The sequence below is a fragment of the Fibrobacter succinogenes subsp. succinogenes S85 genome (assembly GCF_000146505.1).
Taxonomy (GTDB): domain Bacteria; phylum Fibrobacterota; class Fibrobacteria; order Fibrobacterales; family Fibrobacteraceae; genus Fibrobacter; species Fibrobacter succinogenes.
In genome coordinates, this window is record NC_017448.1 from 3,331,676 (window position 1) to 3,345,865 (window position 14,190).

Genomic DNA, 14,190 nt, shown 5'->3' on the forward strand with positions numbered 1-14,190 from the left:
TCGCGGCTTCGCCGCAGTTGGCAGAACTTAGTTGGTAGAACTTAGGAAAAATGATTTGTTTAAGTTCTAAGCTCTAAGTTCTAAGTTCTCCTTTAATAGAAATTCTGCAAATCCTGAACGGTTCCGAATAGCGTATTGCCAATCTGGAATCGGTCCAGAACGTGTTTCAGTAGCTCCTTGAATTCGTCAATGGTGCCTGCGTTCATTGTGTTCAACTTCCCTTGAATGTCGCTCACGAATCCGTACACCACAGGGCTCGATTTCATGCCTTGCATTTCCCCACTCCATTGCTGCAACACTTTGTCCGTGTCAATCCTTGCGATAACATAGCGCGTCGTTGAAAGGAGTTCCTGCAAAAAGTGTACAAGGAAGATTTCTTCTTGCAAAATACCCCAGCGCTTGTCCTTGGAATATAACGATGTGTATTCAGCCTTGCCGTAGAAAATCGCTGCTTGTGCGTATTCAAGACAGGTCATCAGGAGTCGTTCATAACGCTTGATGTCCTTGCTCAAATGCTGGTACCACGCATTGTTCTTTTCGGGTGTCGCGTCCTGGTCGTCCGCAAAGTCGTTCGGACAAAGTGCGCGGAATGCATAGTACACTTCTTCGTAATAGCGGTTCCTCATGCGGCAGTTGAACGCACGGTTTTTTTGTGTGTAGTCGCAATGGTGTAGGGACGATATCATGCTTTTTCAACCCCTCTGACGCCCTCGACTTGCCTTATCTTGGTCACAATTGCATCGACCTGGTCCTTGCGGAACGCCTTGAATTCCATACGGATGCGTCCCGTGTACTGGGCACTGGCGATACTCATTCTATCCAGCGACAAGTTCTCGTCTTTCAGAACCATCAGGATGCTTAATGGCAAGTTTCTGCGGTTGTCCGTTTCAATTGTGAGGTGCGTCGTAAATGGCTTTGTGACGTCGGCGCTCCAGTCAACGGGGAGGCGCTGGTCGGTCGGCAAGTCCTTGAGGCAAGGGCAGTCGCTCTTGTGGACTTCAATACCGATTTGCGGGCGCATCACGCCGACAATCTTATCACCCGGGACAGGGCCGCAGCAGCTTGCGAAATGGATGAGAAGACTGGTTTCTTGGCCAATCATCAACGGCATTTCGTCGGTGAGCGTGTTGTCCATGTCCTTTCCGAATTTCGGATAGAAGCGGATGGCTGCGGTTTCCTTGGATATGTCGTTTCCGCCGTTCAAGAAACGGTGGATGTCCTGGAGCGGCAGTTCGCCCTGGCCGATTTTCTCGAAAAATTCGTTGAGGCTCGTCATGCCGAAGTTCTTGAGGATGTCCTCTTCCTTCGGGCGTTTGTCCTTTTCAATTTTCAGGAGGCGGAGCTCGCGAGTCCAGATTTCTTTACCGAGGCTGCGGGACTGCGTGATGATGCTTGTCTTCATCCACTTGCGGAGTTCCTGCTTTGCCTTGATGGTCTTGACCATTTCAAGCCATTCCGGGCTCGGTTCCTGGTTCGGGCTCTTTAAAATCTGGATGGTGGCACCGTGCGGCACGGGTTCATCGAGACTCACAACCTTGTCGTTAATGCGTGCACCGATGCAGTGCAGGCCAAGCTCCGTGTGTACTGCAAATGCAAAGTCCAAAACGATGGCGCCTTCGGGGAGTTCAACGGATGCTCCCTTCGGGGTGAACACCGTCATGCCTTCGGGCTTCAAGTCTACTTTCAAGAAGTCGAGGTATTCTTTGGAGTCCGAGATTTCGGATTGCAGCTTGACCATGTGGTCGAGCCAGGCGAGTTCTTCGCCTTCGTGCTGCGTTTCCATCTTGTAGGCCCAGTGGGCGGCAAATCCCTTTTCGGCGGTTAAGTCCATGTCCTTTGTGCGGATCTGGACTTCGACCATCTTGTTTTCAGGACCGATGACGGTTGTATGGATACTTTGGTAAAGGTTCGGCTTCGGGGTGGCGATGTAGTCCTTGAAGCGGCTTTGCAGCGGCGTCCAGAGGTTGTGCACGTAACCCAGAGCGAGGTAGCATTCAGGTATCGTCTCGACGATAATGCGGATGGCGAAAATGTCGAAGATGTCTTCGAACCCGCAACCGCGTGCAATCATCTTGTTATAGATGCTGTATATATTCTTGGTGCGCCCCTGGATGGTGCAGTCGAAGTCTTCGAGAGCCATCTTGATCTGAAGCGGGCCAATCACGGATTGCACGTAGTTTTCGCGCTTTTCCTTGTTCTCGATAAGGGCATCGACGAGCTTCTGGTATTCATCCGGGTTCACGTACTTGAAGCTCAAGTCTTCGAGTTCGGTTTTCAGCTTGTATAGACCGAATCTATGGGTGAGCGGTACGTAAATGTCGAGCGTTTCCTGGGCGATAATCTTACGCTTTTCGGGCTTCATGTATCGCATGGTGCGCATGTTGTGGATGCGGTCTGCGATTTTAATCATGATGACGCGCGGGTCTTTGGCCATGGCCGTAATGAGCTTACGGTAGGTACTTGCCTTTTGCGCCGTCTTGCTTGCTTCCTGGACTGCGGTAATCTTTGTCACCGCATCGACCATGAACGCCGTGTCTTCGCCAAAAAGTTCAGAAATTTCACTGAGGGTATGCGGGGTGTCTTCCACCACGTCGTGCAATAAGCCTGCGAGTACCGTTGCCTGGTCTTGCTTGAGGTCTGCAAGAATCTTGGCCACTTCGTAAGGGTGTTCTGTGTAGGGCATGCCGCTCTTGCGGTATTGACCATCGTGGGCATCGGCAATAAAGGCTATAGCTTTTCTGAGAATCCCTTCGTCAAGTTTGGGATTCTTCTTAAGGAGCACACTTACAATGTGCTCTTGGTTCGTTGTAAATTTAGCCTGATCCATCATTCTCAATTTATCTAATAATTTGATACTTATGCGGCTTTTTTTCAAAAATATGCCAAAAATAAGACGAAAAAAGCATCGACTTGACTAGAAAAAAGGAAAAATTGAAAATTTCCAGTTTGCGGGTAGATGCATCTGAATGAGTGCGTTGTAACTGTTACAACAAAAAAGTTATTACACCTCGCCCAAAATTTTTAGAATAGATTAATTTAAAGGACAACAATTTCGCCGAATTCACGGCTGTTGTTGGGGTTGGTATACAATGAATAAGTGGATGAAAGTAATGCCTGTGGCAGTTGCTGCCTTTGGCTTATGGGCGTGCGGCGATGAAGCTATGACTTCTGCCGCGCAATGTACAACAAAAGAATGCTTGGAACAGGTCGGTCAATCCGCTGGAATTATTTCTGGTGGAGAATCTAGCTCCAGTTCGTACGCCGAAAATAGCGTGGAATCAAGTTCTGATGACGGTTCTGGCAGTCAGGGACCTGATTCTTCTGCAGATGCACAATCTCCGACGAGTAGTTCTGATGTCGCTATTTCTAGCGGTGCATCTAGTAGTAGTGTCGCGGGGCCTGTGCTATCATCGAGCAGTGAGGCTTTGCTAGAAAGCAGCAGCAATGCCGTCTCTAGTTCTAGCCGTGGACATCATCATTCTAGTTCGTCTGCAGCAAAGCCGGAAGTCTCTAGCTCTAGCGAATCAACGCCTCCGACTCCGGTAAATGAATTTGTCGAAGACCATCGCAGTGAATGCCAGATTGGCAATATCCCTTCAAGCGTGAACAACGCAAAACTGCCGGACCCGTTTATGGGTCTTGATGGCAAGCGTATTTCTAGCAAGGCAGATTGGAAATGCCGTCGTGAAGAAATTGGTGCCATGTACGAAAAGCTCATGTTCGGTACAAAGCCGCGCAATCCTGAAAAAGTCGAAGGCTCGTATTCTGGCGGAAAGCTCACCATTAAGGTCACGGACAAGGGCAAATCCGGTTCGTTCTCCGTGAAAATCAGCAACGCCGGTACCAAGGACAAGCCGAAGCCTGCGATGATCGGTTTTGGCGGTGGCATGATGGGCGGTTGCGGAAGCCTCGGCAACGCAACGAACGGTCTTGACATCGCTCAGATTACGTTTAACCCGGATGACGTCGCCCCAGAAAGCGGTGGCGGTATGTTCTTCCAGCTTTATAACCAGGGCCAAGGCACCATCATCGCATGGGCATGGGGCGTAAGCCGCATTATCGACGCTCTCGAAAAGACTCCTGAAGCGGGTATCGATGTCAAGCATCTCGCCATGACGGGTTGCTCTCGCTGGGGTAAGGGTACTCTTGCCGTGGGTGCATTCGATGAACGTATTGCCCTCACGATTCCGCAGGAATCTGGTTCCGGTGGCGCATCGCTTTGGCGCGTGGGTGCTCAGGTCAACAAGCAGAAGGGTAAGCAGTTCGTTCAGGGCTTGAGCAGTGCCGGTACCGAAGGCAAGTGGATGATTTCTAGTTTCAAGAACTACGATGGCAAGGAAAATACGCTCCCGTTTGACCAGCACATGTTGGTGGCTATGGTGGCTCCGCGTGCGCTCCTCATTCTCGATAATGCAGGTCAGGAATGGTTGGGCGAAGTTCCGTCGAACTATTGCGGACAAGCTTCTAAGGAAGTTTATGACGCTCTCGGTGCAACGGAAAATTACACCTACAGCCAGGAAGGCGGTCATGGTCACTGCCAGCTTCCGAACGGGCAGTTTGACGAAGTCAAGGACTTTATGAACAAGTTCTTGCTCGGCAAGGATGCCAAGACGGGTAAGATTGACTACACCAAGAATACTCAAACCATCAACTTCAAAAAGTCTGAATGGATTGACTGGGAAACACCTAGCTTGAAATAATGCTGCGGCAGACTCGTTAATCGAGAATCGCGGAACTTAAAAAAAGACCTCGCAATCGCGAGGCTCTTTTCTTATAAAGAATCTTGGAACTTATGGAATTTGTCCAAAAGTTCTGCGTAGGTCTTTGTGGCTTCAAGCTGCGGGAACTGGGCTACGATGGAATCTGGGGCGCAGAAGAAGCAGCCCTTGTCTGCCTGCTTGAGCATGCCCGTATCGTTGAAGGAATCGCCCGAGGCGAACACCTTAAAGTTGAGTTCTTGCAGGTGCTTTACGACCTTCGTCTTTTGGTCGCTCATGCGCAAGTGATAACCCTTGATCATGTCGTTTTCAACCACGAGATTGTGGCAGAAAATCGTCGGGAATCCGAGATTCTTCATGATGGGGTAGGCAAATTCCTGGAACGTGTCCGAGAGGATAATCACCTGGGCTTCGTCGCGGAGCGTGTCCATAAAGTCGCGGGCGCCGTCGAGGAGACCGAGATTTGCAATAACGTTCTGGATGTCAGAGAGCTTGATGTTTTCGCGTTCGAGAATCTTGATGCGGCCCTTCATGAGCACATCGTAGTCGGGGATGTCGCGAGTGGTGAGGCGGAGGTCCTTGATGCCCGTCTTTTCGGCGACGGCAATCCAGATTTCTGGCGCAAGAACGCCTTCCAGGTCAAGAGTGACAACACATTGCTTAGTAAACATAATTGATTGTTGTAAGTTTGCGCGCCTCGTTTTTTATTTCAAAACTCGGCGCTTTTGTTAAATCTCAGTTGGTAGAACTTAGACCGCTTCGCTCTTAGAACTTAGTCTTCTAAGCTCTAAGTTCTGAGTACTAAGTTCTAAATTTTCTTATTCCTCTCTGCAATAATTTCTTGCATGTCGGCAGGTGTAATCGTGTAGTTTGTGCGGCAAAAATCGCAGACAACGTTCAAGTCCTTGTTCTCGCTGCTGAGTTCCTGCAAGTCCTTGAGCGGGAGCGTTGCAAGTGTAGCGAGCATGCGGTCCTTGCTGCACGGGCAGAAGGGCTTCGGGTCGATTTCGCGCACCACTTCGATGTCGTACGGGCCGCGGAGCTGGTCCAGAAGTTCATCAAGGTCGAAGCCCTTGTCTGCCTTGTACATGTCACAGAACTTCGGGAGATTCTGCACGATGACTTCGATTAGGTTGATGTCCTTGTCCTCGAGGTCCGGGAATGCTTCGATGTAAAAGCCTGCGGCGTAATCAAGAAAGCTCGGGTCCTGCGCGTTGTACTGTGCTTCAATTCCAACGGCGGAGCGAATCTGTTCGGACTGCAAAAGGTATGTGGCGAGGTTCTGACCCACAGAAACGGACGGAGCTTCGATAATGCTTTCGTGAACGCGCTTGCCCTGTTCGTTCAACTTTACGACTTGCACGTGCTGAGGCACGAGGGCGGGTTCGTTTGCTCCGATTGCCTGGAGTTCAGCCTGCGGAATCATGGCGCGGACAAGACCCATCGGGGTCGAGTCTGTTTGAATTTTCGTAATTTCGCCACCAAAAGTAGTGGTATAGGAAACTGTACCTGCGAATTTAAGGCCTGCGCTCAGGAAAATGCTTGCAATGGAGTTTTCGGCAAGCAACTTGAGGGCAAAACCCTTGGCGTTGTGGTGACGGCCGATTTCGTTCATGGTCTCTGTCAAATCGACCACGATAAGGCGGAAGGGCGTTTTTTTGCCCGTCGCGCGGATGATTCTATCTTTGAAATTCATGCCTCAAATATAGAATTTAGTGGATTTATTGACCCTAGATAGATTGAAAAAAGCTATAATAACTAGGTAACTAATTGGAGGCTCTATGCAAATTCTCGTTTTGCTGGCAGATGGTTTTGAAGAAACGGAATTCGTTGTTCCCGTAGATTTGTGGCGCCGCGCTGGATTCAAGGTGACCGTCGCTTCTGTATCGGGGGCTGATGTTGTGGATGGTTTACATGGAATCAAGGTTCAGGCTGATGTAGCCCTGAGCAAACTTGAACCCACTGATTTTGATGCGGTGTTTTTACCGGGTGGCGGTGTTGGCGTGCAGAATCTCAAGGCAAGTGCCGCTGTTGAAAATACCGTTTGCAGCTTAAATGACGATAACAAGTGGGTCTTGGCCATTTGCGCAGCCCCGACGGTACTCAGCAAGGCTCGAATTCTTGTCGATAGAAAGGCTACATGTTACCCTGGCTGTGAAACTGACCTTGTATGTCGTGAATTCTCCGAAGAACGCGTTGTTGTTGATGGCAATATCGTTACGAGCCGTGGTCCGGGTACTGCTGAAGAATTTGCTCTAAAGTGCATTGCTGTTATGGGTGGTGCGGAACTTTCTCAGAAAATCCAGAGCCAGATTGTGGCTCGATGAATTTAGCTGTATCATAAGAATACACTTAGCTATTTAGCGCCTGCTGAAATCCCCTACAGAACTGTAGGGGATTTTTATATACGGTTTATAATTTGTTTATTAGTTCTTAAGTTGTCAGATAATTAGTACAATGTTTGTATGTGATAATATTTTTTTGTTAAAAAGACGAAGATGTTACACAATGTAAAGTAAAAAATGCTATATATAAAGTACTCCATATACACCAATAAGGGTCGGAAACTAAAATTTCCGGCCCTTTCCTTTTTTGAATTAAATGTCCACGTTTGGATTTGGTGTATTACCCTACGCTGTGTTCGAGCTTGAGGGTGAGGAGCTGGCGCGCTTCGGTCGCGAATTCGCCCGGAAGTTCCTTGAAAACATCCTTGCAGAAACCACCCACCATGGCCTGGATGGCGTCTTCGCGCTTGATGCCACGGCTCTCGAAGTAGAACAGCTGGTCTTCGCTGATACGGCTGGTCGTTGCTTCGTGCTCGGTCTGGGCGCTTGCGTTCGCGACCGTGATGTACGGGAACGTGTGGGCGGCGCTCTTGGTGCCGACGAGCATGCTGTCGCACTGGGTGTAGTTGCGGGCGCCTGTAGCGGACTTGCGGATGCTCACTTCGCCACGGTAGGCGTTGCTGGAGCAGTCTGCGCTGATGCCCTTTGAAATAATCGTGCTCTTGGTATTCTTGCCGATGTGGATCATCTTCGTGCCGGTGTCTGCCTGCATGTGGCCGTTCGTGAGGGCCACGCTGTAGAATTCACCGACGGAATTGTCGCCCTGCAAGATGCAGCTCGGGTACTTCCATGTGATGGCGGAACCCGTTTCAACCTGTGTCCAGCTGATGCGGCTGTTTTTGCCGGCACACTTGCCGCGCTTGGTGACGAAGTTATAGACACCGCCTGCGCCCGTTTCGCGGTCACCGGCATACCAGTTCTGCACGGTAGAATACTTGATTTTGGCGTTTTCTTTGGCCACGAGTTCCACGATCGCGCTATGGAGCTGCTTGCTTGAAAATTCCGGCGCGGTGCAGCCTTCGAGGTAGCTTACGCTGGCATCGTCATCGGCGATAATCAATGTGCGTTCGAACTGGCCTGCTTCCTTGTTGTTGATGCGGAAGTAGGTGGAAAGGTCCATGGGACACTTGACTCCAGGCGGAATATAGACGAAGCTTCCGTCGCCAAAGACTGCGCTGTTGAGGGCTGCAAAGTAGTTGTCGCCTGCGGGTACCACGCTACCGAGATATTCTTCGATGAGTTCCGGGTATTCCTTGATGGCGTCGCTGATAGAGCAGAAGATGATGCCCATTTCCATGAGCTTCTTTTTGTGGCTTGTGTAAATGCTGACGGAGTCGAACACGGCATCAACGGCCACGTTTGCGAGACGCTTCTGTTCGTCGAGCGGGATGCCGAGCTTTTCAAAAGTCGCCAAGAGCTCCGGGTCCACGTCTTCGATCTTTTCGTGGCTCTTCTTGGTTTTCGGAGCGGAATAGTAAACGATGTCCTGCAAATCAACAGGGTTAAAATGGAGCTCGCCCCAGTTGGGCTGTTCCATCGTCTTGAGCTTTTCGTAGGCTCTCAGTCGAAAGTCGAGCATGAACTGTGGTTCGCCACGGAGCGCTGACGCCCTGCGGATGATATCCTCGTTAAGGCCTTTTTCGAAGGCTTCGTTTTCAATATCAGTGACAAATCCGTATTTGTAATTTTCGCTCATTTTTAACCCGCTTTAACCGCGTAATTCCGCGCCCAAATATAGAATATTTGTAAGAGCTGTCCAAAATGAAATGTCCCTAATTAAGGCATAACCTACATCTGCGGTAGGCTTTGTGTCCTGATGGGAATATTATATTTTGTCCAAAATGGTAATGAAGATGAAAAAGATAAAATTGTTCAGTCTTGCTTGTGTGTTGCTTTTGGCGAGTTGCGCTTCTTTTAAGTCTGCTGATTGGGTGGATTCATCCGAATGGCCGGCTGATAAGGGAATCGCTTTTGTTGAAATTTCTTTAGAGGGGCGCGATTCGGCTACGATCAGTATAAAAAACAATGCAAGTTCTTATGAACCGCAAATAAAATTAAAGAAAGGAACTCATCTCTATGCTGTAGCTTTGGATGAAGGCACTTGTGTTTTTCGATACTTGAAATATGATTATGAATCATATTTTTCTAAAGTCGTTGATAAAATTCGTCCTTTGAATTCTGCACAATCTGAAGATAGAGGTGGCTTTGAATACTGTTCTTATTGGAATGTTAAAAAAGGTGGAGCTTCTGCTTTGGGCAAGATGAACTTTTATGTTATTGAAAATGATGACTTTTATGTCAGATGCGATTTGCGTGATTCAACACAGCAGGCTGTTTTAGAAAAAGCTACAGAGCTTTATCCTCAAACATTTGATGCAGTGAAGAAAAACTAGCACTTCTTTATCACTTCCACGGTGAGCTTGTTGAATGCAATCTTCCCGCCTTCGCGCAGTTCTAGCGCTGCCCTGAACGTTGTGTCGTTTTTCTTGAACGGTTCAAGGATTGGCGTAGATTTGTTCTTGAGGAGCGTTTCGACTTCTTCGTCGGAAAACTCGCGTTTGAAGAATGTTTTGGGAATCCCGTAATTGCAGGCGGGGTTCATGCACACGTATGCCGCAAGCGTTTGCACTTCGCCGTTTGGCGTTTGCGTGGTGGTGCCGCTACGGAATCGCAGTTGGTCGCCGCAGCAAGGGCAGGGGAGGTCTCTATGGACAAATTCAAAATTCGTGCGACCGTCTTCACCGAGCTTTAGGTAGGCGTCGAATTCCGTCCCTTTCTTGCTTTTGAATCCGGTCAACAGTTCTGTTTTGCCGCCGGTGAGGAGTGCCTTGATGTCTGCCACGCGGAGCTTCTTGCCCGCAACGGACTTGAACAAGGTAAAGTTACAGGCGGGGCAGAAAATGGCGTTCTTGTTTTCTTCAAGTTTCTTTTTGCAGAGTGGGCAGTTGAACTTGGTTTCGGTGCCGTGGAAATGACCGTCGTTCTCGAACGCGAATGTCGCCTTGAAATCCTTGTCCCAGACGACTTTTGCGTTGAAAGTTGTGCCTTTCTTGGTCAAGAATCCGCTGATGATTTGCGTCGTGCCGTTGTTGAAAAGTTCCGCAATTTCTTCGTCGCTCATGACATGCCCGGCAATTGTCTTGTAAAATACGAAGTCGCAAGTCGGGGCTGTGTCCGGTGTGAGCGTCGGGTCGCCGTTTTCGTTGTTTGATGTGGTGACGTCGCTCCCTTCGCAGATGAGGCGGTTGCCGGAATCGAGCAATGTTTTGCCGCATTTGGGACACTTGTAATTGGTCGGCGTTTTGGCGCGGGCGTCATCGGAAAATTCAAAGCCGATGTTGCCGTCATCGCCTAATGTGAGCGTGGCACTGAATGTTGTCCCTTTTTTGCTCTTGAATCCGCTGAGCAAATCGGACTTGCCGGTTCTGAGGAGTGTCCGCATTTCGGCGTGGCTCAGTGTGCGGCCAGCAATCGTGTGGCCTGCCTTGAAGCCGCATTCTTCGTTTTTGCAGACATAGCCCCACGGCGCAATTTCGAGCGGACTGGAACATTTCGGGCAAGGAATGGCGTCGGTGACGGTTTCGCGTTCGAATTGGCTGCCGTATTTTTGACGCAGATGTTCGAAGAGTTCCTTGACGTAATTCACGATGCCGTCGCGGAATTCAATTGGCGTGAGTTTGCCTTTTTCAACTTGCGAAAGCTTGAATTCCCATTCGCCGGTCATTTCGGGCGATTTGACTTTCTCGTCCATGAGCTCGATGACCTCGCGTCCGCGCTGGGTGCTGACAAGGTAATTTTTTTGCGCTTCGATGAATCCGCGCTTTTTGAGCGTCTCGATGATGCCTGCTTGCGTGGCTGGCGTTCCGAGACCGCGTTCCTTCATGGCTTCGGCAAGTTCTTCGTTTTCGATTTGCTTGCCCGCCGTTTTCATTGCGGCAAGGAGCGTCGCTTCAGTGAAGTACTTAGGCTTGCTCTTCTTTTTCTTTTGCAGTTCTAGGCTGTCAAATGGCGCATGGTCCCCGAGATTCCATTCCGGGAATGTCTCGACGATGTTCGTGATATCGTCTCCATCGCCCTTGCCTTCGGAATCTGCACCTTTCGCATCTCCGGATTCTGATCCGGCATCGCCCTTTTTCTTTTTCGAAGGTTTCTTCTTTTCTTCTTTGACGAGTGCACGGAAACCTAAATCTTCATTCCTCTTGAGTTTTAGCCTAAAGATTTCGGCGTTGGCGGCATCCAGCAGAACTTCCATTTCGCTCCAGACATACGGCTTGAGCCATGCCTGTACAAAGCGTTCTTTTGCGAGCTTGTAGATGTTCTCTTCCATCTCAGGGAGATTTTGCGGCTCTTCTCCCGTGGGGATAATGGCAAAGTGGTCTGTGACTTTGCTGGAGTTGATGAAGACAAAGTTCTCGTTGCCATCGCGCATGACGGATTTTTCTTGCGGCGAGGCAAGCCTTTGTGCAAGCGCGTAAGCTTCTTGCTGCATCGTGTCCGGCAGGTATTGCGAATCCGTACGTGGGTAGGTGAGCAACTTCTTTTCGTACAAGTTTTGTGCGCAGTCAAGAACTTGCTGGGCGCTGTATTTAAAACGCTTGTTGCCCTCTTTTTGCAGTTCCGTCAAGTCGAATGGCTTTTGCGGGAACTGCTTTTTCTGCTGGATGTCAACCTTTGCAATTGCCGCTTCTTCTGGCGGCGAACATTTGTCTATAACAGCTTGGGCAGGTTCTTCTTTCTCGAAAATCGCAACTTTTAAATTGCTTTGCTTGTCTGCCGCGACTTTCTCATCTACAGGCGTGCCGGAATCGCCTTTTTCCTCTTTCGTTTCGCTTTTGACGAGCTGCGCCTGGAACCCTTTCCACGTTCCCACAACGCTGTAATAAAATAGTTCCTTGAATTGCTCAACAATTGCATCGCGTTCCACGACCAAGTTCAGCGTCGGCGTTTGCACTCGCCCCACAGAAATCATCTTTCCGCGCCCGGCAGTTAGTGTGTAAGCTCGAGTCGCATTCAGCCCGACCATCCAGTCGGCACGCTGGCGGAGCCTTGCCGCATAGCTCAAGTTCAAACGCTCCGTCGCGTCTTCCAGATTCTTCCAAGCCTTGTCCAAATCCTTCGCCACATAGCTGTTCACCCACAAGCGCTTGATCTGCTTTTTGCGAAAGTCCGGCGTGTAGTCGAGAATCAAGTCAAAAATCAAATTACCTTCACGACCCGCATCCGCGCCGTTCACAAGAACATCCGCCCTTGCCATCATGTCGCGTACAACCCCGAGCTGCTTTCGCGTGCTCTCGATTTCCATCAACTTGAATTTTTCGGGCAAAAGCGGCAAGTTCGAAAGCCGCCAACCGCCCTCGAAACCGGGATAGGCATCCAGTGGCGCAAGCGTAATCAAGTGACCCACGCACCACGTGATGCAATGGTTCTTGCCAATCAGGCATCCGTCGCCTTGCGTAAACTTTTCACCCTCAATACGCTCCAGCATGGGTTTATAATGCTGATTGGCGACAGAAGGTTTTTCGGCGACGAGTAAAATCATAATTGCCGAAAAGATATAAAATTTTCAGCGTAGAAAACTAATCTTTATCCCAGTGCGGAATGCCTGCTGGATCAATGTAGTCACAGTCGATGACTCTATCTTGCGGATTCAAGTCAATGGTTTTCTTTTGTGCCTTCATAACTTTGCAAGGAACATTGTGTTTTTCCATAAGCTCTTTTAGGTCTTTATCCATCAGCAATCTCCATTGGTGATTGCTAGTAATATATCATTTTTTTTGCGGCTCGCAATTGATTGAACTGAAAATTCGGAAATTCTGAATTTACGCAAAAAACTTTTATGACGAGCGTTAAAAAGCCTACTTGACAAGGATTTCATCAAAGATGTATCTTTGACAGGGTACACTGATGAAATTCTTTTGAATGAGGTTGACGGTATGACAGACTTGCTTTACGAGAGACAAGGGGCCTATGCTCAAGGACATGAATTTCCTGTCGTTCCAAAGAAGAAATTCTATCAAGAAAACTTTATTCGCCAATGCCAAAAAGAACGCGGTAGGGAATGGTCTTGGAATGGAGTCCTCCCTTAACATCATGGTATTTCCCTTTATTCGATAACGTGGAATACGGTTTTCTTCTGTGAAACCCAGCTTTTGTGGTGTGCTTATCGAATAATACGGAATTTAAAACAAGATAATTAACTTTATCTTCGTAAATATCGTCGATATCAAGTAATCTACGGCTAAAAATTAACGTATCCCCTTTAAATGCATAGCTGATATCAGACGATGATTTAACCCATTCGTTTTTATCTGAATTATAATAATACTGCAAGCAATGATTTTCCTTTTCAGGATTATCAATCAGAAAGTATCTTGACGTATCTTGGTCATCAACAGTATCAGGATAACCTATATAAGAATCTTGATAATAATGCAAGGTATCATTACTTATATGCATTTTCATAGTAGTTAAATGAGCCCGTTTATAGTCTCCATACAATACATGCGATATAATTAAAGTATCTCCAGAATAATCTATTGTTCCCTCCTCATATTTTTTACCATTAGAATATGAGACCATGCTCCCCTGAGAACTCTCTTCTTTATACAAAGCGTAAGTGCCGGAATCTTTATAGAGTGTTGCGTTATTTTCCGGCCATCGACCATCAACACGCACGGCTGAATCTATCACATATTCATTTGCTGAACCATTCCAAGAGAAATACAAAACTTCATCCCAAAGCACACGGTCTCCACTGTAATGTTGATTGCTTTCCTTGACCGTTGTATAAAGATGATTATAATAATTAGCAGCAGGTCTAGCCTTCATGTATATCTGAGCGCAGTTCTCGGCAAACGTAAAAGAAACAACACTCAAAATAGCAACAACAAAATGTCTCATAAAGTTTCTCCTTTTTTGTTCACTATCCCCTGAAATTGAAACTTTTTGAGGGTGCAAACGACGAATAAAATATAAAAAATAGGGGTTGAATCCACTCCGTGCCCCCTTGCCATTCCTCTCGAAACTTTGTATATTCATGCACATGAGAAAAATCTTGAACCTTCTACTTCTACTTAGCATCGCTACCGAAGCGAGGTTTTAGGGATTTTTCAAAGATTTTCAAAGAA

The 14,190-nt window shown here is 48.2% G+C and carries 11 protein-coding genes; 3 read left to right on the forward strand and 8 right to left on the reverse strand.

Annotated elements, in window-relative coordinates:
- Positions 1–92: 92 nt before the first annotated feature.
- Both FSU_RS13770 and FSU_RS13775 read right to left on the reverse strand, forming a co-directional pair.
- Positions 93–686 (reverse strand): hypothetical protein, encoded by a 594-nt coding sequence (locus FSU_RS13770; RefSeq protein WP_014546977.1) that lies wholly within the window; start codon positions 684–686, stop codon positions 93–95.
- On the reverse strand, positions 683–2,830 hold the full coding sequence (locus FSU_RS13775; RefSeq protein WP_015732269.1) for a RelA/SpoT family protein: 2,148 nt from the start codon (positions 2,828–2,830) through the stop codon (positions 683–685). The genes FSU_RS13770 and FSU_RS13775 overlap by 4 nt, the downstream gene beginning before the upstream one ends.
- Before the next feature lie 259 nt (positions 2,831–3,089).
- Between FSU_RS13775 and FSU_RS13780 the strand changes: the two genes are divergently transcribed.
- The gene (locus tag FSU_RS13780; RefSeq protein WP_014546979.1) at positions 3,090–4,700 is read left to right on the forward strand and encodes a glucuronyl esterase domain-containing protein; all 1,611 of its coding nucleotides are present in this window, start codon (positions 3,090–3,092) and stop codon (positions 4,698–4,700) included.
- Between the two features lie 71 nt (positions 4,701–4,771).
- Here FSU_RS13780 and thrH read toward each other — a convergent pair whose 3' ends face one another.
- Positions 4,772–5,389 (reverse strand): bifunctional phosphoserine phosphatase/homoserine phosphotransferase ThrH, encoded by a 618-nt coding sequence (thrH, locus tag FSU_RS13785; RefSeq protein WP_014546980.1) that lies wholly within the window; start codon positions 5,387–5,389, stop codon positions 4,772–4,774.
- A gap of 137 nt (positions 5,390–5,526) precedes the next feature.
- Positions 5,527–6,414 (reverse strand): Hsp33 family molecular chaperone HslO, encoded by an 888-nt coding sequence (locus tag FSU_RS13790; RefSeq protein ID WP_014546981.1) that lies wholly within the window; start codon positions 6,412–6,414, stop codon positions 5,527–5,529.
- 85 nt (positions 6,415–6,499) lie between these two features.
- Between FSU_RS13790 and FSU_RS13795 the strand changes: the two genes are divergently transcribed.
- The gene (locus FSU_RS13795; RefSeq protein WP_014546982.1) at positions 6,500–7,045 is read left to right on the forward strand and encodes a DJ-1 family glyoxalase III; all 546 of its coding nucleotides are present in this window, start codon (positions 6,500–6,502) and stop codon (positions 7,043–7,045) included.
- 298 nt (positions 7,046–7,343) lie between these two features.
- On the opposite strand, the gene sufB is transcribed toward FSU_RS13795, so the two are convergent.
- Entirely contained in the window at positions 7,344–8,759 is a 1,416-nt protein-coding gene (sufB, locus tag FSU_RS13800; protein ID WP_014546983.1) for a Fe-S cluster assembly protein SufB, read from the reverse strand.
- 151 nt (positions 8,760–8,910) lie between these two features.
- Here sufB and FSU_RS13805 point away from each other — a divergent pair, with 151 nt between their 5' ends.
- On the forward strand, positions 8,911–9,456 hold the full coding sequence (locus FSU_RS13805; protein ID WP_157747959.1) for a hypothetical protein: 546 nt from the start codon (positions 8,911–8,913) through the stop codon (positions 9,454–9,456).
- Here the strand turns inward: FSU_RS13805 and FSU_RS13810 are convergent.
- The 3 genes from FSU_RS13810 to FSU_RS13815 form a co-directional block, all read right to left on the reverse strand.
- Entirely contained in the window at positions 9,453–12,602 is a 3,150-nt protein-coding gene (locus FSU_RS13810; RefSeq protein WP_014546985.1) for a type IA DNA topoisomerase, read from the reverse strand. The genes FSU_RS13805 and FSU_RS13810 overlap by 4 nt on opposite strands.
- A 37-nt stretch (positions 12,603–12,639) precedes the next feature.
- On the reverse strand, positions 12,640–12,771 hold the full coding sequence (locus FSU_RS16695) for a hypothetical protein (protein ID WP_276324407.1): 132 nt from the start codon (positions 12,769–12,771) through the stop codon (positions 12,640–12,642).
- A 316-nt stretch (positions 12,772–13,087) separates the two neighbouring features.
- Positions 13,088–14,101 carry a hypothetical protein gene (locus FSU_RS13815; protein WP_155808801.1) on the reverse strand — a complete coding sequence of 338 codons (1,014 nt, stop codon included), beginning with the start codon at positions 14,099–14,101 and terminating at the stop codon, positions 13,088–13,090.
- Positions 14,102–14,190 lie beyond the last annotated feature (89 nt).

Bases quoted from the DNA above. Each gene is read 5' to 3' on its own strand.
- FSU_RS13805 (WP_157747959.1), top strand. From the start codon at position 8,911: ATGAAGATGAAAAAGATAAAATTGTTCAGTCTTGCTTGTGTGTTGCTT.
- FSU_RS13795 (WP_014546982.1), top strand. From the start codon at position 6,500: ATGCAAATTCTCGTTTTGCTGGCAGATGGTTTTGAAGAAACGGAATTC.
- FSU_RS16695 (WP_276324407.1), bottom strand. From the start codon at position 12,771: ATGGAAAAACACAATGTTCCTTGCAAAGTTATGAAGGCACAAAAGAAA.
- FSU_RS13770 (WP_014546977.1), bottom strand. From the start codon at position 686: ATGATATCGTCCCTACACCATTGCGACTACACACAAAAAAACCGTGCG.
- FSU_RS13775 (WP_015732269.1), bottom strand. From the start codon at position 2,830: ATGATGGATCAGGCTAAATTTACAACGAACCAAGAGCACATTGTAAGT.
- thrH (WP_014546980.1), bottom strand. From the start codon at position 5,389: ATGTTTACTAAGCAATGTGTTGTCACTCTTGACCTGGAAGGCGTTCTT.
- sufB (WP_014546983.1), bottom strand. From the start codon at position 8,759: ATGAGCGAAAATTACAAATACGGATTTGTCACTGATATTGAAAACGAA.
- FSU_RS13810 (WP_014546985.1), bottom strand. From the start codon at position 12,602: ATGATTTTACTCGTCGCCGAAAAACCTTCTGTCGCCAATCAGCATTAT.
- FSU_RS13780 (WP_014546979.1), top strand. From the start codon at position 3,090: ATGAATAAGTGGATGAAAGTAATGCCTGTGGCAGTTGCTGCCTTTGGC.
- FSU_RS13790 (WP_014546981.1), bottom strand. From the start codon at position 6,414: ATGAATTTCAAAGATAGAATCATCCGCGCGACGGGCAAAAAAACGCCC.
- FSU_RS13815 (WP_155808801.1), bottom strand. From the start codon at position 14,101: ATGAATATACAAAGTTTCGAGAGGAATGGCAAGGGGGCACGGAGTGGA.